Raw genomic sequence first — 17,437 nt, forward strand, 5'->3', positions numbered from 1 at the left:
GCGTGAGCAACGTCAGGCCTGTTGTGGCGGTTGTCGACGACGATCCACGGGTGCTCGACTCGCTGGAGGAACTTCTGGAGTCAGCCGGCTATGTGGCCCGCAGCTTCTCATCGGCGCGACAGTTGCTCATCAGCGGCCTGTCGGGCCTGGACGTGCTCATCACCGACATCGGGATGCTTGGCATGAACGGCTTTGAACTTCGTGACCTGGTGAAGAGGACGCGTCCGGAGCTGCCGGTCTTCCTGATCACAGGCCGCCACGAGATAGCCGATCAGGACCGCGCGCAGGGCATCAGCGGATTTTTCCGCAAGCCCTTCGATGCCCAGGCCCTGCTTGCGGCGGTCGGCGACGCCTTGCGCAATCAACAAATGGAGGATGATCATGACAGGTGAGCAGCCGCTCCCGCGGAGATCGGCACCGCTATCACAGCAGCGGGACACGGAGCAGCCGCTCGTCATCATTGTCGATGACGATGCCTCTGTTCGTGAGGCGCTGTCCGAGTTGATCCTGTCGGCGGGCTTCCAGTCAATCTGCTTTGCCTCAACCGGCGAATTCCTCGACGCCGACGTATTGGACGGCCCCGGCTGCTTGATCCTCGACGTGCGCATGCCAGGGACGAGCGGCCTCGACCTGCAGCATCGTCTGGCCCAAAGCGGCAACCCCAAGCCAATCATCTTCCTGACCGGGCATGGCGATATTCCAATGACTGTCCAGGCGATGAAGGCCGGCGCCGTCGACTTTCTCACCAAGCCAGCACGCGACCAAACCCTGCTTGATGCGGTGGTTGCGGGGATTGCGATGGACGCCGCTCGGCGGGCGACTGCAGTGGTCGTCAAGCGCAATGTCGAACGCCATGAGACGCTGACGCCACGCGAACGTCAGGTCCTGCGCGAAGTCGCGCACGGGCGAGTCAACAAACAGATCGCATTCGACCTCGGAATCAGCGAGATCACCGTCAAGCTCCACCGCGGCAATGTGATGCGCAAGATGGAGGTCGCGTCCATCGGAGAGCTGATCCGGGCATGGGAAACACTGCCGGCGTCGATGCGCGATGCCGGCTCCACCAAGACTTTGGCTTGATCCGCTTCCCGGAGCCGCCCAATGGGGTCTACCAGCGCGCCTGGCACAGCAACTCGTCGCCGGCGAGGGGGCGACGAGTTGAAGCCGAACTCGTCGAGTGCGACGAATCCAAGAGGACAGTCCAGCGCTTGGAGGTGCTTATTCTCCAAAGGGCGCGTTCAACACGATGTCGACGGAAGAAGGCGCCCGGTATCCGGGCACGAAGCGTTCGCCAAAGTCCCGGGCGAAGTTGTCGTAGGTCGTTTCCGGGTGCATCTGGGCGATGTGACAGAAGCACCGCGTCATGCGCCGCTTCATCTCGAGCCGCGGGAATTCACCTACAACCTTGGCGATTTCTGCCGCAGGGATGGTCTCGTACTTGAGTCCGACAACATCCAGGCAGATGCCAGCAGTACAAAGGGCTACCTCCGCCTCCTTGTAGAGGCCGATCGACGGGGTCGAGTTGAGGGCCACGCTGTCCCAGATGAGCTGGGCCCGGCGCTCGTCGACACCGCCTTTTCGTGAGAAGATCCTGGCCAGATCCGCGCCTTCGACTTCGAAACGGCGCGGACCGTCAAAACGCTCGTTGAGCGTGATGTCGTGCAACAAGGTCCCGACCGCGACGACTTCCGCGTCATGGTCGATGTTGCGGATCTGCCCGAGTCGTGCCGCGAACAACCAGGAGCGGACGACGTGATTGAACAGATAGGCTTCGCATTCTCTCCGCGCATATTCGAGAGCCTGCTGCACGAGCGGGGTATCGGGGACCGAGACCCCTGCAAGCATCCGGCTGGTGGGTCCGTTCATGTCGAATCCTCCTCACTGCGTTTCGGCCGGTTTCGCCGGCGCGCTTGATCGCAGGCTTCACGCGGCGGCGCGCATGCGGTCCGCCGGATGCTGCAGGCGAAAGCCGATAGCCAGCCTGTTCCAGGCGTTGATCATAGCCACGCCGATCGAGAGCGCGACGAGTTCATCTTCCGAGAAGGCGTTGCGAGCTTCCTCGTAGGCTGCGTCGGGCGCATGGGTCTCGGCGATGCGGGTGAGCGCTTCTGCCCAGGCGAGGGCGGCCCGCTCGCGTTCCGTGTAGAGGGCAGATTCGCGCCAAGCGTCGAGCAGCAGCAGCCGATCGTCGGTCTCGCCCAGTTTGATGGCGTCTTGCCGATGCATGTGCAGGCAATGCGCGCAGCCGTTCATCTGCGACACCCGCAATTTGACGAGTTCGAGCAGCTTCGGATCGAAGCTGCTGGCAAGCCAGCTCTCGACTGCGACAAGGCCCTCGATACCGCCGTTCTTGCGGGCCAGGAAATTCAGACGCTTGGTCATGTGAGACTCCATGATGTTGATTGAAGGTTTCATTTTCTCGCAGGGGGCCACGGCGCTGTTTCATCGGCGCCGACGGTTGACGATCGCGGTTAGCGATAGCCGACACCGGTAACGTAGTCGGAGAGTATCTGCTCTTGGATCTCTTCCCGCTCGAACAGAACTTTCATCGCGTCGCGTATGTCGAGAATACCGATAGGCCTGGCGCCTATGTCGACCACTGGCATGTTCTGCAGGCTGGTGGCAGCCATTGTCTGCCACACCTCACGCAGATCATCCTCCGGCGTGCACGAAACGATATGTCTGCTCATCAGGGCTGAAACTGGCGGCACCGACGACGCCGATCTGACGAGATGGCGGACGAGGTCTGATTTGCTCACCACGCCTTCGGCGCCGCCGTTGCCATTGCACACCACGACAAGGCCGATGCCGGGCCTGGAAAGCGAAAGGGCGGCTGCTTGCACCGTGGCATTGACGTCGATCACGGCAAGGCGTGGCGACGTCAAGGCATGCAGTTTGTCGATAAGCATTGCAGCCGTCCTCCATGTTCAAACCGATCCGGGGATGCTCGACCTCAGTCGTCGTTGTATGTGGTCAGTTCCGTTTCACTGGTATCGACGACGAACACAGCCAGAAGCTTGGCGGGTTCGGTCGTACTCGCATTTTCGCTGACGCCGTGACGGTCGCCTGGAAATTCGGAGAAGCTTTCGCCGGCGCGATATGTCGTTACCGGCCCGTCATTGACTTGGCTGCGGATTGCGCCTTCGAGAACCGTCGCAAAGATGAACGCAGATTTTGGATGCGTATGTCCCGCAGAAGTGCCGCCCGGTTCGTACTCGACGAGCACGGCGCGCATGCTCTTGCCCGGCACATTGGGCAGCGGGTGGTCGTAAATCAGCTTGGCCTTGTCGCCATGTGAATCATGGGCGAGCGCTGAGCCCGTTGCGAGACTGGTTGCGATAGCAGCGGTGCATAAGATGGTCTTGATCATTGGCTTGGCTCCGGTTTGGGTCTTGATGGGGGATCGCCGGCCGGGGAGGGACGACCGGCGATCGGGCTCGCGCCAGGGGTGCAGCGCTGGCCTATGAAGTGATGAAGGCGAGCAGGTCGGGGTTCACCACATCGGCGTGGGTGGTGCACATGCCGTGTGGAAATTTCTCGTAGACCTTGAGCGTCGCTTTTTTCAGAAGCTTCGATGAGAGCAGTGCCGAGCCGGCGATCGGGACGATCTGGTCGTCGTCGCCATGCATCACCAGTGTCGGCACCTTGATCGCCTTCAGATCGTCGGTGAAGTCGGTCTCCGAAAAGGCCTTGATGCCGTCATACTGCGCTTTGGCGCTGCCCATCATCGCTTGCCGCCACCAGTTCTGAATGACACCCGGAATTGGCTTTGCGCCCGGCCGGTTGAAGCCGTAAAAGGGACCGCTTGCGAAATCGAGATAGAACTGCGCCCGATTACCGGCGAGCGATTTGCGCAAGCCGTCGAACACTTCGATTGGCAAGCCGCCCGGATTGGCAGGCGTCTTCACCATGACCGGCGGCACAGCGCCGATAAGCACGAGCTTCGCGACGCGGTCCTGACGCTGACCATGCCGCGCCACATAGTGAGTGGCTTCGCCGCCGCCGGTGGAGTGACCGATATGGACAGCATTTCTTAGGTCGAGATGCTCGACCACGGCGGCAGCATCAGCGGCGTAGTGATCCATGTCGTGGCCTTCGCCCACTTGCGCTGAGCGTCCATGGCCGCGCCGATCGTGGGCGATGACGCGATAGCCCTTGTCGAGAAAGAAAACCATCTGTGCATCCCAATCGTCGCCGCTCAGAGGCCACCCGTGATGGAAGACGATCGGCTGGGCATTCCTGGGGCCCCAATCCTTGTAGTAAATTCCTGTGCCGTCAGTGGTAGTGATCATGCCCATGCTTGCTGCTCCTTTGCTTGCGTCGGAAGATGGACGCTTTTGGTCTCCCTCCGCCCGAGCGGGTGTGGCTCGGGCCAGACCAGCCGCAACTGTGGCGGCAAGGGCGCCCAACAAAACATCGCGGCGCGATGCGCGGCGAACCGGATCGCCTTCGATGTCGCCTACAGCGCGGGATTGACGCTCGCGCTCATCGCGCAAGACCAATTTGCCGTTGCTCCTGCGGCCGCGCATTACAGCCGTTCGGTCGGCTCTGGCCATGTAGCGGTCTTCAGTCTGCGTTTCGATGAAATGTGTAGCCTGCCAGTCTTCTAACCACGGGCCGGCTATGTAATTCTCGTCGTCGTAGACGTAAAAATGAGAGTAACCGTTGCGGTCTGCTTTCTCTCTTACATGGTAAGTCATTTCATTGTTCCTAGATTCTACTTCATCCGGCAAGCTTGTATGCCCCGCCGGAGGGAAATCCATCTTTGCGCTTTCGCTCATTCGCCTTTGAACTTAAGGCTTGCGCGGCGTCGAGCGGCGCGCGGGCAGCGGCTCAGTTCCGCTGGAGTGGGGCGTGGCTGAACCAGTCTTCGAAGCGCGTTGCACCGATGCGAGGGTGGTCGCTTGGTACGAGCGAGCGGTCGTCAAGTTCCGTGCCAAAATAGGGCGCGTGGGGATCCGCGCTTACCTTGCGTGGATCGTTCATTGCCTTCAGAAACTGTGCAACGAGATCGCTCATGCGGATCGGCTCCGGGCCTGCGATCTCGATCGCGCCGTTGACCGGTGGCGAGAGCGCCACGTCGGTCATGATGTCAGCGACGTCGTCAGAAGCGATCGGCTGAAAATAGGCAGACGAAACTGTTGCAATATCTCCCACAGTTCCGGACTGGGCGATGCCGCCCAGGAATTCGAAAAACTGCGTCGAATGGACGATGGTGTAAGGTATCCCTGAGTCCTTGATCAGCCGCTCCTGGGCCATCTTGGCGCGCATGTATCCACTCTTGGGTAGCCGCTCGGCGCCCACGATAGAGAGCGCGATGTGGTGTTTCACGCCAGCCCGCTTTTCTGCGGAGAGCAAGTTTCCCCCCGAGGTCTCGAAAAACTCCAGGACGGCCTTGTCCTCGAAGGATGGCGAATTTGCCAGATCTATAACGACCTGCGCTCCCGCAAGAGCTTCGGTCAACCCTTCGCCTGTGATGGTGTTGACACCAGAGTTCGGCGACGCCGCGAGCACCTCATGACCCCTCTTGCGCAGCCTCTCGACCGTCTTCGAACCGATGAGTCCAGTGCCGCCGATAACCACGATTTTCATGGTCGAACCTCCTTGTTGCATTCCAGGGATTGGTTGTCTGATTGAGCGGCCATCGAGCCGGCACATCACTCTGTCTTCGCAATGGACAATGCGACGGAGCCGCCTGACAAACTATCGAACGGAAGCATCTGTCATGCGATGCGAAGGTCTAGGACCGATGCGTCGATTGGCGGGGGATCCTAGTCAGTATGAGACGGGCGGCGGGTACAAGTGCATGGGTCGACCGGGCCATCGGAATACATAGTCGACCCTTGCGCGCACAACGAACCCGCTACCCGGCAATCGCATGGTGGGCCTCTCTAGCCGGCTGGAGGCGTCGGACTGACCCTCGGTCCAATCGACTGGACATGGCACGCCCACGTAGCGTTTAGGATGAGCAGGCCCACTAGGTGCCCAAAGCCCGGGGAGGACGTCAATTGTCACACGCAGAAGGGAGACCAGGCGCAGCCGGCGACAATGGCCCGGGCGGGAGCACGGACATTGCCGTGCGCGCCCGGCACACGGAGCAGCCGACCGCCGGCATCGTTCATGACCTGGGCAATCTCATCCAGGTTGCGTCATCCGCGCTGAACCGCGTCGCCCGAGACCCAAGCGTCTCAACGGCTCCGGCCCTTGAGCCCGTGATCGCCAGTGCCAGGACGGCGCTGCAACGCGCTGGCGCGCTCGTCCGGGAGACGATCACCAAAGCCGCCGAGCCGCCTCGAGAGATCGAACATACAGACTTGAGTAGCTGCCTGGCTGAGGTCGAGGCTCTCATCCGATGCGCATGGGAGTCGCACATCCGGCTTGAGGTCCGCGTCGGATCCGGTTTGCCTGCGGCGAAATGCGATCGCTTGGGCCTGCAGAACGCGATTCTGAATCTCGTGTTCAACGCGCGCGACGCGATGCCTGACGGCGGCTCGATTTCGATAGACGCTGCAATGGCGGGTCATGGCCGTGCCGCCCTTATCGAGGTCCGCGTCGCAGACAGCGGTATCGGCATGACCCAAGAGACCATGGCCCGTGCCTTCGATCCTTTCTTCACCACCAAGTGTCCAGGGCTGGGCGGTATCGGCTTGCCGATGGTGAAGCATTTCGCCGAGCAGCACGACGGCAGTGTCGAAATCGACAGCGCACTCGGGTCAGGCACAACCGTGATCTTGCGATTGCCTGCGGCGCCGGCGCGAGCGGACGGCTTCCGGTAACCACGGGAGATTGAAATGGTGAAAACGCATCACGTAGCGACCGCCTCAGACGGCCCTGCCTATCTTGAGCACGAATTGAGAGCGCTATCGGTCTGAACGACCAGCCGCGCGTTAGCCAACCGTCTCGGAATGAGATTCCACACGCCATTCCGGCAAGGCGGAATTCCACAAGTTCATGACTGCGCCCGCATCGGCCATCTTTGGCCACCCGCCTATTTCTGCTCTGGACGGGGCCGATGGCCGGTGTCTCGCGGAGCGCCGGGAGTAGACGCTGCCTTGTTCTTCTCCAGGACTGCTTCGGTTATCGAGGTGGGCAGGCGCCTTGGCGTCTCGATAAATCCGAGTAGCGGCATGGCGACGATGAAGAACGCGAAATAGTAGAGAGTCGCCATTTGGGACATCGTGACATAGGCGCCTTCCGCAGGTTGTGAGCCGAGCCAGCCGAGAAAGAGGGCGTTGGCCACGAACAACCAGAAGAAGAACTTATACCAGGGCCGGTAAACCGCCGAGCGCACCTTTGAGGTGTCGAGCCACGGCACCAAGAATAGCACGGCGATTGAGCTGAACATCGCGAGCACGCCGCCCAACTTGGAATTGATCGGTCCGACATTGAAGGTGATGGCGCGCAGGATCGCGTAGAACGGCAGGAAATACCATTCCGGCACGATGTGCGCGGGCGTCTTCAGCGGATTTGCGATCGTGTAGTTGTCCGGATGGCCGAGAAAGTTTGGCAGATAGAAGACGAAATAGGCATAGAAGAACAGGAACACGATGATGCCGAATGCGTCCTTTACGGTAGCGTAGGGTGTGAAATCCACAACATCGCGGCCGGGGGAACGTCTCTCCTTGGGCTCCTGTTCGATTTTGTGTTGGTTGTTGCGCTCGTCGCCGGCGTGTTCATCCTGCTCGCCCGGCGGTTGGCCAAGGCGAGTGCCACAGGTGGTGCATGGCGCAGATTCTTCGCGGGCGTGGCGGCTGCGGTGGTGGCGCTGGTGATCGGTTTCATTGCTGCGCGGCTGCTGGCTGGTTCTGGCGTGCCTTTGCAAACCCTTCGCCTTTGGGCGGTAGCGACCGTGCTCGGCCTAATCGTCCTCGCCGCCGTGAGATCACTCTTGATGGCATCGCGGCGAACCGAGTTCGCAGAGCGCTCCGCCCACCTGGCGGCGCTCGTGCACGACCTCTCGCTTGCTATTGGCTTGGCGCTCATCGGCGTTACGCTGTTCGCGACATTGCGGCTCTGGAGCGTCGGGCCGGCCTTGGCGGATCTGCTGCGAACAGGCTTGGGAATTCCGATCTACCTTCTGTTTGCATGGGCGGTGTGGCGACACAGACCAACATTGGCTGCCGCCGTCGCCGGTCCGCGCCCCAGAAGCCGCTGGCGCACCCGTCTCGCCAAAATGTGGCCGGCAATCGTGATCGCGTTCCTGATAATCACCTTTCTCAGCACTCAGGCCGCGCTGACCCTGGGAGCATCGCTTCGTGGGTCGGCCGTTCTGCTGACCGCGTTGATGTTTCTTGCCGCGCCGCATCTCGACGCAATGATCGGGAACTGGGCGCAGCGCGGATTGGAGTCTCCTGACATCTCGATCGTGGCAGCGGCAGGGCGACAGACCGCCCGCTTCACCGTGGTGGCTATCATGATTGCCATGCTGGGAACGCTATGGGCGACACCGCTGGCTGCCGGGTTCGGCATAGATCTGCGAGAGGTCGCCAAGGGCGCATCCGGGGTGGCGCTGATCATATTGGGGGCGGCGTTTCTGTGGAACGTGGTCGGCACGGGGACGACTCGCGCCTTGCGCGCGGAGTTACCCGCCGTAGCTAGTGACGAGGAGGAGCTGGGTGCGCCGCGTTCACGGCTGGGCACGCTGGTGCCGCTGCTCAGCGGGGTCGGTAAATCGAGCATTGTGGCCTTGGCGCTGCTCTCGATCCTGGTGTCGATCGGGGTCAATGTCTGGCCTCTGATCGCCGGCTTGAGTGTGTTCGGGCTGGCCATCGGCTTCGGCTCGCAGACGCTGGTGAAGGACCTGGTCTCCGGGCTGTTTTTCCTGATCGACGATGCATTCCGCTTCGGCGAATATATCGAAACGTCAGGCGCCAAGGGGACCGTGGAAAAAATCTCGGTCCGGTCGGTTTCGTTGCGCCATCAGCGCGGTGCCTTGGCGACAATTCCCTATGGCGAGATTGGCAAGATCCAGAATTTCAGCCGCGACTGGATGATCGAGAAACTGACCTTTCGCGTTGCATTCAACACCGATGTCGAGAAAGTCCGCAAGATTTTCAAGAAGATCGGCCAGGATATTTCGGCCAACCCGGAACTTGCTGGAGATCTGCTCGCCCCGTTCAAGAGCCAGGGAATTGCCGAGGTTGAGGACGGCACGCTGGTTATCCGGGCCAAATTCATGGCGAAAGCGGGCAAACACTTCATGATCCGCCGCGCCGTTTTGCTCGCCGTGCACCAGGCATTTCAGGAAAACGGCATTAAGGCCGTCCCAAAGCCACTGACATCTAATCCCGCTGCCTGAGCATTCCGGATAAGTCACGGCTACGACGTTGGGATGGTTTAAGCGATTGAGCGAGAATGCCGCTGCGGCCTGCTAGCTGGCGCGAAATGCCGCTCTCTGTGACGATCGAGATTGGTTTTCGTTAGCATGTGAATGCCACTCACCGATCCCGATCGGCTGGAGAAGCGTTCAGGCGTTTGGAGATCGAAACGATCCAGGCACGGAGTTCTGGTGCAAATGGCTTCTCCAGCGCCGCACGGTCCCAGGCAAGGAAATAGGCATCAGACAACTTGATCCGCTGATCGAATGGCACGATGAGCCGGCCAGCAGCGATATCGTCAGCGGCCATGGACAATTGGGCAAGCACAAACCCCTTTCCATTTACCGCAGCGTCGATCGCGGCGCTCGACAACGAAAAGGCAACTTCGCCGGACGTCTTTCGATGTAACGCGCCGATCCTGCTTGCCCATTCAGCCCAACTTGGCGGCGATTGATGATCTCGTGCCCATTCTATGCCCAGGAGAGGAAAATCAAGAACATCCGAGGGCTTGCGGACAGGTCGATTGGCCAGCAATCCGGGTGCGCAAGCAGGCACCACCCAATCCGTGAACAGTTCGGTATAGTGATCGTAGTCGTGAATCTTCGTGCCGTACGAGATCCGGAAATCAACCTGATCCTTGTCAAAACGCGGCTCCTGCTCGGCGCCGATGAGACGCACCGTCGCACCGGCGTGGCCTGTTTGCCAATCCAGAAGCTTTGGCCCGATCCACTTGCTGGCGAGCGATGGAAGGCAGGAGATGGTCAGCGCGCTTTCCGATCGCGCCCGCTCGACAATGTGCTGGGCGTTGCGAATCTGGTCGAAGCCTGAGGAAATGGCAGCATGGTAGGTACGTCCCCATGACGTAAGGGCAACGTTCCTGCCACGGCGTTCGAGCAAACTGAGCCCGAGCACATCTTCAGCCTTGCGGATTTGCTGGCTGACCGCACCGACGGAAACACCAAGCTCATTGGCCGCAGCCGTCACGCTGCCGCATCGACCGAAAGCCTCGAAGGCCTGTATCGCGCGCAGGGGGGGCGTTTTTTTCACCTGGGTATGATCCTGGGGTCGGCTTGTTTTAGCATTTCTAAAATAGAACGCAGATGCAAGCACTATGTCGTCTCGTGCCCGAGAGGTACCCGTGTTGGCGTTCACAAGCTCGGGAGGACGCCATGTTTCTTCGAAACTGTTGGTACGTTGCCGCATGGGACCATGAGGTCACAGACCAGCTGAAGCCCACCCGAATCCTTGGCGAAGACATTGTCCTCTATCGCCGGACGGATGGTGCCGTGGCGGCGCTCGAAGACGCGTGCCCTCATCGCAAGCTGCCGCTGTCCATGGGCCGCATCAAGGGCGACACGGTCGAATGCGGCTATCATGGTCTGACTTTTGACAGCACTGGAACCTGCACGCGTGTGCCCGGTGCTGAAAAGATACCGCATGTAGCATGCGTTCGTTCCTACCCGATTGCCGAACGTTACGGGCTGCTCTGGATATGGATGGGCCAAGCAGAAAAGGCCGATCCTGGCTTGATTTTCGAGGTCGATCACTGGGGAGACCCGACCTGGGGGGTCAATCGCGGCGAGTCGATGTTGCTCGATTGCAATTACCTCTACATGACCGACAACCTGCTCGATCCTTCCCATGTGTCATGGGTACACCAATCGTCCTTCGGCGGTGTCCAGGCAATGGAGGATGCGCCGCTCGAAACCACGGTAGGTGCAGATGGCGTGACCGTGTGGCGCTGGGTCGTCGATGCCAAGCCCGCGCCATTTTATGCGCCGTTCCTCAAATTCGCTGGCAATTGCGACCGCAAGCAGCACTACGAGGTGCGCTACCCCTCCAACGCGATCATCAAGGCGATTTTCGTTCCGGCCCGCACTGGCGGCGAGGGCAAGCCACTCCATGAGGACGTATTCCTCATGGACAGTTACAATTTCATGACGCCAGTCGATGAGAACCAGACGAAATACTACTGGTTCCAGATGCGCAATTTCGCGCCCGACGATTTGGAGGTTTCGCGCCAGTTTGCCACCTCCGTGCGCGGCGCGTTCGATGAGGATCGCGCCGTGCTCAATGCCGTGCACAAGGGCATGGCCAACAAGCGGACGCCCAATCTCGACCTCAAGATCGATGTCGGGCCGCTGCGTTTTCGCCGCAACCTCGCCAAGCTGATCGCCAGCGAGAGCCAACAATTGGCGGCCGCCGAATGAACGCATTCACCGCCCGCGACAGTATTGCAAGAAGCGGGTTTCGCGACCTGAAGGTGGTCGCGAAGGTGAAGGAAAGCGCCATCATCACATCGTTCCATATCGAGCCGGCCAACCCGCAGGACTGGCTCGCATTCGAACCGGGTCAGTTCCTGGTGTTTCGGATTCCGGTTCCGCGGGAAGCCGCTGGCGACAAGGGATATGTGCTGCGCAACTACAGTGTCTCCAGTTCGCCGGGTGCCGCGGGTCGCTATCGGATCAGCGTCAAGCGCGAGGCTGCACCCGCGCCGGGACTTCCCGACGGGAAAAGCTCATGTTTCTTGCACGACGAGGTTGACGTCGGCCACGTGCTGACGGCGCAAGGGCCGCGCGGCGATTTCGTGCTCGACAAAACCAGTACCCGGCCGGTCGTTCTACTCAGCGGCGGCGTCGGCCTAACGCCGATGGTGTCGATGCTGCATGCACTGGCTTCGATGTCCGACCGCCGCGCCGTCTTCATTCACGCCTGCGAAAGCGGCGACGTGCATGCCTTGCGCGACGAGGTGACCGACCTGGTTGCCACGCGACCTGGGCTGGCTGTTCATTACTGCTACCGATCCCCGACCGAACGCGATAAGGCCGACCAACGCTTCCACAGCGAGGGCATGATTTCGCCGGAAATACTGCAGCGACTGCTGCCGATCGATGATTATGATTTCTACCTGTGTGGTCCGCCGCCGTTCATGCAGGCGATCTATGCCCTGCTTCGCGAGCTTGGCGTGCCGAAGCATCGCATTGCCTACGAATTCTTCGGCCCGGCGACGGTGCTTGAGCCCGATGCCGTGCGAGCTCCCGCAGTTCCGGCGCAGCCGGCAAGGATCGAGGCGGCCGGGGAGGCGACAACCGTGGAATTCCGGAAGTCGGGCCTGACGGCCGTCTGGGATGGCTCGGCCGCATCGTTGCTCGACTTCGCCGAGAACCAGGGTCTGTTGCCGGAGTTCAGCTGCCGTGCCGGCATCTGCGGCACATGCAAGTCGCACCTGATTTCGGGCGACGTCGATTATTTCGAAGAACCGCTGGACGAACTGAACGCAGGCGAAGTGCTGCTGTGCTGCTCGAAGCCGCGCGGATCAGTCGTTCTGGATATTTGACAAGATTGTGCGCGCGTGGGCGCAAAGAAACGGAAGTCGGGATTTGGAACAGTCGGTCAAACCAGCGTCGAGCCTGCCGCTCAATCCACATATCGCCGCCTTGCCGCCCTACAATGCCGGCATGAACATCGCGATGGCGCGGGCGCTGAGTGGCCGCCACGACATCGCGCGCCTGGCCAGCAACGAGAACCCGGATGGGTGTTCTCCCACCGTCATGGCGGCATTGGCCTCCTCATCGTTCGAGCCATGGCGCTATGCCGATCCGGCCTGCACGGCGCTGCGGTCGGCGCTTGGCGAAAAACTGGCGGTCGATCCTGGCCAGATCGTTGCCGGCAATGGTTCCGAGGAGATGATCGCCGCCATCTCGCGCGCCGTCCTGGTGCCGGGCGCCTCGGTCGTCACGACGGTGCCGAGCTTCGGCCTGCATGAGATAGAGCCGCTGGCGGCCGGTGCCGATGTCGTCAAGATTCCGATGACACCCGAAATGGGGTTCGATCTTGCCGCGCTCGAGACGGCGATCGCCGCCCGGCCACGGATCGTTTTCATATCCTCGCCGTGGAACCCGGTCGGGCCGGGTCTCGACCATCCCAGCCTGCAACGGCTGATCGGCGCCGTGCGGCCCGGCACGCTTCTTGTCCTGGACGAGGCCTATTTCGAATTTGCTGATCCCGGCGCCCCTGACGGCATCGAGGTTCTGCGCAGCAGTGGCATCGACTATGTGGTGCTGCGGACATTTTCGAAGGCCTATGGGCTGGCGGGACTGCGCGTGGGCTATGCCGTCTGTTCCGGTCTTGAACTGCCGAGGGTGGTCGCCGCAGCAAAGACGCCGTTCAACGTCAACGCTGCGGCGCAGATAGCGGCCATCGCTGCACTTGCCGACGAAAGCTGGATGAGGGCCTCGGCGAGCCGCGTCAGGGCTGAACGCAAGCGTGCCGCCGCCGCACTTGCCGGCTTTGGCTTTCGGGTTGCACAGTCGCAAACCAACTTTCTGTTCTTCGACTGCAAAGGCGACAGTTCGAGCCTCGCCACCGATCTCCTGAAGCAGGGGATCATCGTCAAGGCATGGCGCGAAACCAGCTACGAACGCTATCTGCGCGTCACCATCGGCTCACCTGCAGACAATGACCGGCTGATCGCCGCGCTTCATGGCTTGATGGATCGATGAGCGGCCCCGCTTCCCCAAGGCAAACGAATTCGATCGACCATGCGGTACCGCTGCCAGTCGTCGATAGCATTCGTGCCGTCGTCGGTGCCTCGAATGTGCTGACGGGAGCGGATGCCGGGGTGATCGACCTTGGCTCGAACAGCGTAGATTGCGGCGCCGGCATTGTCGTCGCGCCCTCATCGACGGACGAGGTCGCGGCGGTGGTTCGCATCTGCGCCCAAAATCAGATTCCCATCGTGCCGCAAGGCGGGCGGACCGGTCTAGTCGGTGGAAGTGTCTCGCGGTCGGGCGAGATCGTCCTTTCGATGGCACGCATGAATCGCATCGAGCGGCTCGATCCGGTCGAACGCGTGGCCGTCGTCTGTGCCGGCGTCACCCTCGAAGCTTTGCAGGCTGCCGCGCTTGAGCATCGACTGGAGCCCGGTATCGATCTTGCCGCGCGCGGCTCGGCGACGATCGGCGGCATGGTATCCACCAACGCGGGTGGTGTGATGGCCTTTCGCAATGGCGTCATGCGCCATCGCGTCCTTGGGCTCGAGGCAGTGCTTGCCGATGGGTCCGTCTACTCTGATCTTACGCGGGTCGTGAAGAATTCAGCCGGCTACGATCTGAAGCATCTCTTCATCGGCGCCGAAGGAACGCTCGGCATCGTCACCCGCGTGGTCGTCAAGCTCGACCCTTTGCCGCGCGCCACCGCCACCGTGCTGTTCGGGCTGCCTTCGGTCGAGGCGGCTCTCCAGACCATCCGTATGGCCCTTGAATCAGATGTCGGACATCTGCGCGCGGCCGAAGCAATGTGGAACTCATGTTTCAGCCAGGCCGCCGCCGCCCATGAGTGGTCCGAACCCGGCGTTGCGCTCGACCAGCCGATATACCTGCTGCTGTCGCTGGGCGGAGCGCGAGAGGATGCGCTGCGAGAGGATTTCGAGCGGATATTCTCAGAAACGATGGAGTGTTTTCCGGAGGCGACAGGCATCATTGCCGGCTCACGGCGACAAGAGAACGATCTCTGGCGGCTGCGCGAGGACACCAGCGTGATCTACCGCGCCCATCCCGGCGCACCTTCCTTCGACGTGTCCGTCCCATTGTCGGAAATTCCAGCCTATCTCGAAAGGATCCTGGCCGGGCTCGCGGCGATCGAATCTGACCTGGCTCCGTACGTCTTCGGACATCTTGCAGATGGGAACCTGCATATCGTGCTCAACCGCCGAGGTCCGCTTCCTCGCCAGATCGCGGATGCGGTCGAGGGCGTTCTTTACCACCGCATCCGGGAGATCGGCGGGTCATTTTCCGCCGAGCACGGGGTTGGGTCGAAGCGCATCCATTCGCTCCTGGCGACGGCTGACCCGACAAAGCTCGCCGTGATGGAGCGGGTGAAACGAGTGCTGGACGATCAGTCGATTATGAATCCCGACAAGGTTCTGCCTTGCGACGCCTGGTTTGTCAGGTCTGCTGAGCCGTTTGTTTCCAACGAAGCGCGTCGATTACCACCTCAAAACGAGAACGATCTCACCCATGATTAGCCCCGCCGCCGAACGACTGGGAATGAACGGATCGACCGGAGCTGCCAATCGCCCCGCGGGCTCAACAGCGCGTCATGATGAGCAGGTGTCACCCTATGCTGCAGGTTTCGCCACCTTGCGCCAGGGATTTCGCGCGGCGGCCCAGCGGGCGGGCGCGGAACTGTTTGAATACCTTCATCCGCTTAACGGCCCAGATGGCGAGGACTTGGCTACCGATGTTGCGCTGCTTGGACACCGCGACGCGACGAAACTGTTGGTGCTGATTTCCGGCACACATGGTGTCGAGGGACCATTCGGTTCGACCTGCCAGACGGCCTGGCTTAACCAGAACAGCCCCTGGCGCTTGCCCGAGGACACCGCGATCCTTGCGATCCATCTCATCAACCCTTGGGGAACAGCGTGGTCGAGACGCGTCAACGAAGACAATGTCGACCTCAACCGCAACTTCATAGATTGGTCGGGACCCGCGCCGGTCAACAATGGCTATGCCGGTCTTCACGACGCCCTCACTTGCCGTGAATGGGAAGGGCCGGATCGCATCGGTGCTGACGAGAAACTCGCTGTGGCGAGGAAAAAACTCGGGCACGCCGGGCTGGGGGCGATCGTCGAGGCCGGTCAGTATGAATTCGTCGATGGGATGTTCTATGGCGGCGGCGGTCCTGTCTGGTCGAACCGCACGTTGAACGAAATCCTGACGACCTTTGCGGGGGATGCGCGCCAGGTCATCGTCTTCGACCTGCATACGGGTGCCGGACCCTACGGTTATCCGGCTCTGCTTTCGGTCGCCAGTTCGGAGCACCCCGGCCTTGCCTGGGGCAAATCCATCTTCGGCCCAGCGCTTGCGACAGTCTTGACAGGTCCAAGCGCCAAGACAGGCACCGGCATCGCCACCACGGCGACCGGCTATGTCTCCGATGCCGTCCGAAAGGCGATACCGAACGCGCGCGTGCTGCCGCTTGTCGTTGAATGCGGCACGCTGGACGGGCCTGCCGTCATGGAGGCGGTGCAAGCAGACAACTGGCTGCATCTTTTCGGCAAGATCGATTCGCCGCTGGGCAAGCGGATCCGGGAAACGCTGCGCGCCGCCTTCATCCCGAACGATCCGGATTGGCAGCGGACCTGCTTGTCCAGCAGCCTGCGCTACTTCGACCGCGCGTTGACCGATCTGCAGGCCGTCGAGATAGCAAAAGACAACAGCCGCCATCCCGGACAAACGCCATCAACTGTTCGCGCCACAGTGGCCGATTTGGTGCCTGCGGACGACGGCAAGATCACGACGCCTGCCGTGCAGATCGATGAGCTGCACAAGAGCTTCGGTTCCCTTCTGGTGTTGAAGGGCGTCAATCTCACCGCCCATGCCGGTGAAGTGATTTCAATGATCGGCTCGTCCGGCTCCGGCAAGAGCACGTTCCTGCGTTGCATCAATCTTCTGGAACAGCCCGATGGCGGCAAGGTCGCCATCGACGGCGAGGTCATCAAGATGAAGCCGTTGGCGAACGGTCGTCTTGGACCGGCCGATATGGCTCAGGTCGAGCGAATTCGTGCCCGCGTCGGCATGGTTTTCCAGAACTTCAATCTTTGGCCGCACATGACGGTGGTGGAGAACATTGTCGAGGCGCCCCGGCATGTGTTGAAAGAGCCTCGCGAAAAGGCCGTCGAACACGCGCACGCCTTGCTGAAGAAGGTCGGGCTCGCCGAGAAGCACGCCCATTATCCGGGCCAGTTATCAGGCGGCCAGCAGCAGCGTGCCGCGATCGCCCGCACGCTTGCGATGCGTCCCAAAGTCATCCTCTTCGACGAACCGACATCGGCGCTCGATCCCGAGCTGGTCGGCGAGGTGCTGCGGGTGATCCGTCAACTGGCGGAGGAAGGCAACACCATGATCCTCGTGACGCACGAGATGCAGTTCGCGCGCGAGGTCTCCCACAAGGTTCTGTTTCTCCACCAGGGAAAGGTGGAGGAAGAGGCCGCACCCGCGGAGCTGTTCGGCAGCCCGCGCTCGGAGCGTCTGCGTCAATTCCTGGCACGGACACTGTGAGGAGAAGCCGCGTCCTCGAAGCGTTCGGTTCGCACCGGACAACAACAATGACGACCA

16 protein-coding genes and 2 pseudogenes are annotated in these 17,437 nt (G+C 61.2%); 10 read left to right on the forward strand and 8 right to left on the reverse strand.

Annotated features, from left to right (window positions below; genetic code table 11):
• The first annotated feature begins 2 nt into the window (after window positions 1-2).
• Both ACFSOZ_RS13150 and ACFSOZ_RS13155 read left to right on the forward strand, forming a co-directional pair.
• Window positions 3-392, forward strand: coding sequence for a response regulator (locus tag ACFSOZ_RS13150; RefSeq protein ID WP_379098267.1), 390 nt, complete (start codon window positions 3-5; stop codon window positions 390-392).
• Complete coding sequence (locus tag ACFSOZ_RS13155; RefSeq protein ID WP_379098270.1) at window positions 382-1,080, forward strand: response regulator transcription factor; 699 nt, start codon at window positions 382-384, stop codon at window positions 1,078-1,080. The genes ACFSOZ_RS13150 and ACFSOZ_RS13155 overlap by 11 nt, the downstream gene beginning before the upstream one ends.
• A 138-nt stretch (window positions 1,081-1,218) precedes the next feature.
• On the opposite strand, the gene ACFSOZ_RS13160 is transcribed toward ACFSOZ_RS13155, so the two are convergent.
• The 6 genes from ACFSOZ_RS13160 to ACFSOZ_RS13185 form a co-directional block, all read right to left on the reverse strand.
• Window positions 1,219-1,866, reverse strand: coding sequence for an HD domain-containing protein (locus tag ACFSOZ_RS13160; protein WP_379098273.1), 648 nt, complete (start codon window positions 1,864-1,866; stop codon window positions 1,219-1,221).
• Window positions 1,867-1,923: 57 nt separating this feature from the next.
• Window positions 1,924-2,382 carry a carboxymuconolactone decarboxylase family protein gene (locus tag ACFSOZ_RS13165; protein WP_379098275.1) on the reverse strand — a complete coding sequence of 153 codons (459 nt, stop codon included), beginning with the start codon at window positions 2,380-2,382 and terminating at the stop codon, window positions 1,924-1,926.
• An 89-nt stretch (window positions 2,383-2,471) separates the two neighbouring features.
• A complete protein-coding gene (locus ACFSOZ_RS13170; protein ID WP_379098278.1) occupies window positions 2,472-2,909 on the reverse strand; it encodes a CBS domain-containing protein in 438 nt (145 codons plus the stop codon).
• A gap of 44 nt (window positions 2,910-2,953) precedes the next feature.
• On the reverse strand, window positions 2,954-3,370 hold the full coding sequence (locus tag ACFSOZ_RS13175; RefSeq protein WP_379098281.1) for a cupin domain-containing protein: 417 nt from the start codon (window positions 3,368-3,370) through the stop codon (window positions 2,954-2,956).
• Between the two features lie 91 nt (window positions 3,371-3,461).
• Window positions 3,462-4,298 carry an alpha/beta fold hydrolase gene (locus ACFSOZ_RS13180; RefSeq protein ID WP_379098810.1) on the reverse strand — a complete coding sequence of 279 codons (837 nt, stop codon included), beginning with the start codon at window positions 4,296-4,298 and terminating at the stop codon, window positions 3,462-3,464.
• A gap of 535 nt (window positions 4,299-4,833) precedes the next feature.
• The gene (locus ACFSOZ_RS13185; protein ID WP_379098284.1) at window positions 4,834-5,592 is read right to left on the reverse strand and encodes an SDR family oxidoreductase; all 759 of its coding nucleotides are present in this window, start codon (window positions 5,590-5,592) and stop codon (window positions 4,834-4,836) included.
• Between the two features lie 485 nt (window positions 5,593-6,077).
• Here ACFSOZ_RS13185 and ACFSOZ_RS13190 point away from each other — a divergent pair, with 485 nt between their 5' ends.
• Window positions 6,078-6,776: a sensor histidine kinase gene (locus ACFSOZ_RS13190; RefSeq protein WP_379098287.1), complete on the forward strand. Its 699-nt coding sequence runs from the start codon at window positions 6,078-6,080 to the stop codon at window positions 6,774-6,776.
• Window positions 6,777-6,988: 212 nt separating this feature from the next.
• On the opposite strand, the pseudogene ACFSOZ_RS13195 reads toward ACFSOZ_RS13190, so the two are convergent.
• Window positions 6,989-7,600: pseudogene (locus ACFSOZ_RS13195) on the reverse strand (cytochrome b family protein); the annotation flags it as partial.
• A 291-nt stretch (window positions 7,601-7,891) separates the two neighbouring features.
• Between ACFSOZ_RS13195 and ACFSOZ_RS13200 the strand changes: the two are divergent.
• Entirely contained in the window at window positions 7,892-9,298 is a 1,407-nt protein-coding gene (locus tag ACFSOZ_RS13200) for a mechanosensitive ion channel family protein (RefSeq protein WP_379098290.1), read from the forward strand.
• 139 nt (window positions 9,299-9,437) lie between these two features.
• Here the strand turns inward: ACFSOZ_RS13200 and ACFSOZ_RS13205 are convergent, their stop codons facing one another.
• Complete coding sequence (locus ACFSOZ_RS13205) at window positions 9,438-10,364, reverse strand: LysR substrate-binding domain-containing protein (protein WP_379098293.1); 927 nt, start codon at window positions 10,362-10,364, stop codon at window positions 9,438-9,440.
• A 122-nt stretch (window positions 10,365-10,486) separates the two neighbouring features.
• Between ACFSOZ_RS13205 and ACFSOZ_RS13210 the strand changes: the two genes are divergently transcribed.
• The 6 genes and pseudogenes from ACFSOZ_RS13210 to ACFSOZ_RS13235 all read left to right on the forward strand — a co-directional run bounded on the left by ACFSOZ_RS13210 (window position 10,487) and on the right by ACFSOZ_RS13235 (window position 17,380).
• Window positions 10,487-11,527: an aromatic ring-hydroxylating dioxygenase subunit alpha gene (locus ACFSOZ_RS13210; protein WP_379098296.1), complete on the forward strand. Its 1,041-nt coding sequence runs from the start codon at window positions 10,487-10,489 to the stop codon at window positions 11,525-11,527.
• The gene (locus ACFSOZ_RS13215; protein WP_379098299.1) at window positions 11,524-12,654 is read left to right on the forward strand and encodes a 2Fe-2S iron-sulfur cluster-binding protein; all 1,131 of its coding nucleotides are present in this window, start codon (window positions 11,524-11,526) and stop codon (window positions 12,652-12,654) included. Before ACFSOZ_RS13210 ends, ACFSOZ_RS13215 begins: the two co-directional genes overlap by 4 nt.
• 43 nt (window positions 12,655-12,697) lie before the next feature.
• Window positions 12,698-13,819 (forward strand): histidinol-phosphate transaminase, encoded by a 1,122-nt coding sequence (hisC, locus tag ACFSOZ_RS13220; RefSeq protein ID WP_379098302.1) that lies wholly within the window; start codon window positions 12,698-12,700, stop codon window positions 13,817-13,819.
• Window positions 13,816-14,325 (forward strand): annotated as a pseudogene (locus tag ACFSOZ_RS13225) (FAD-binding oxidoreductase); the annotation flags it as partial. The gene hisC and the pseudogene ACFSOZ_RS13225, both read left to right, overlap by 4 nt.
• A gap of 6 nt (window positions 14,326-14,331) precedes the next feature.
• Window positions 14,332-15,342 carry an FAD-binding oxidoreductase gene (locus ACFSOZ_RS13230; protein WP_379098813.1) on the forward strand — a complete coding sequence of 337 codons (1,011 nt, stop codon included), beginning with the start codon at window positions 14,332-14,334 and terminating at the stop codon, window positions 15,340-15,342.
• 22 nt (window positions 15,343-15,364) lie between these two features.
• A complete protein-coding gene (locus ACFSOZ_RS13235; RefSeq protein WP_379098305.1) occupies window positions 15,365-17,380 on the forward strand; it encodes a DUF2817 domain-containing protein in 2,016 nt (671 codons plus the stop codon).
• Window positions 17,381-17,437: the final 57 nt, after the last annotated feature.

The sequence above is a fragment of the Mesorhizobium newzealandense genome (assembly GCF_042682145.1).
GTDB lineage: Bacteria > Pseudomonadota > Alphaproteobacteria > Rhizobiales > Rhizobiaceae > Mesorhizobium > Mesorhizobium newzealandense.

Excerpts from the sequence above, each read along its gene's own strand:
- ACFSOZ_RS13155 (WP_379098270.1), top strand. The coding sequence starts at position 382 with ATGACAGGTGAGCAGCCGCTCCCGCGGAGATCGGCACCGCTATCACAG.
- ACFSOZ_RS13160 (WP_379098273.1), bottom strand. The coding sequence starts at position 1,866 with ATGAACGGACCCACCAGCCGGATGCTTGCAGGGGTCTCGGTCCCCGAT.
- ACFSOZ_RS13165 (WP_379098275.1), bottom strand. The coding sequence starts at position 2,382 with ATGACCAAGCGTCTGAATTTCCTGGCCCGCAAGAACGGCGGTATCGAG.
- ACFSOZ_RS13170 (WP_379098278.1), bottom strand. The coding sequence starts at position 2,909 with ATGCTTATCGACAAACTGCATGCCTTGACGTCGCCACGCCTTGCCGTG.
- ACFSOZ_RS13175 (WP_379098281.1), bottom strand. The coding sequence starts at position 3,370 with ATGATCAAGACCATCTTATGCACCGCTGCTATCGCAACCAGTCTCGCA.
- ACFSOZ_RS13180 (WP_379098810.1), bottom strand. The coding sequence starts at position 4,298 with ATGGGCATGATCACTACCACTGACGGCACAGGAATTTACTACAAGGAT.
- ACFSOZ_RS13185 (WP_379098284.1), bottom strand. The coding sequence starts at position 5,592 with ATGAAAATCGTGGTTATCGGCGGCACTGGACTCATCGGTTCGAAGACG.
- ACFSOZ_RS13200 (WP_379098290.1), top strand. The coding sequence starts at position 7,892 with ATGGCATCGCGGCGAACCGAGTTCGCAGAGCGCTCCGCCCACCTGGCG.
- ACFSOZ_RS13210 (WP_379098296.1), top strand. The coding sequence starts at position 10,487 with ATGTTTCTTCGAAACTGTTGGTACGTTGCCGCATGGGACCATGAGGTC.
- ACFSOZ_RS13215 (WP_379098299.1), top strand. The coding sequence starts at position 11,524 with ATGAACGCATTCACCGCCCGCGACAGTATTGCAAGAAGCGGGTTTCGC.
- ACFSOZ_RS13230 (WP_379098813.1), top strand. The coding sequence starts at position 14,332 with ATGCGCCATCGCGTCCTTGGGCTCGAGGCAGTGCTTGCCGATGGGTCC.
- ACFSOZ_RS13235 (WP_379098305.1), top strand. The coding sequence starts at position 15,365 with ATGAACGGATCGACCGGAGCTGCCAATCGCCCCGCGGGCTCAACAGCG.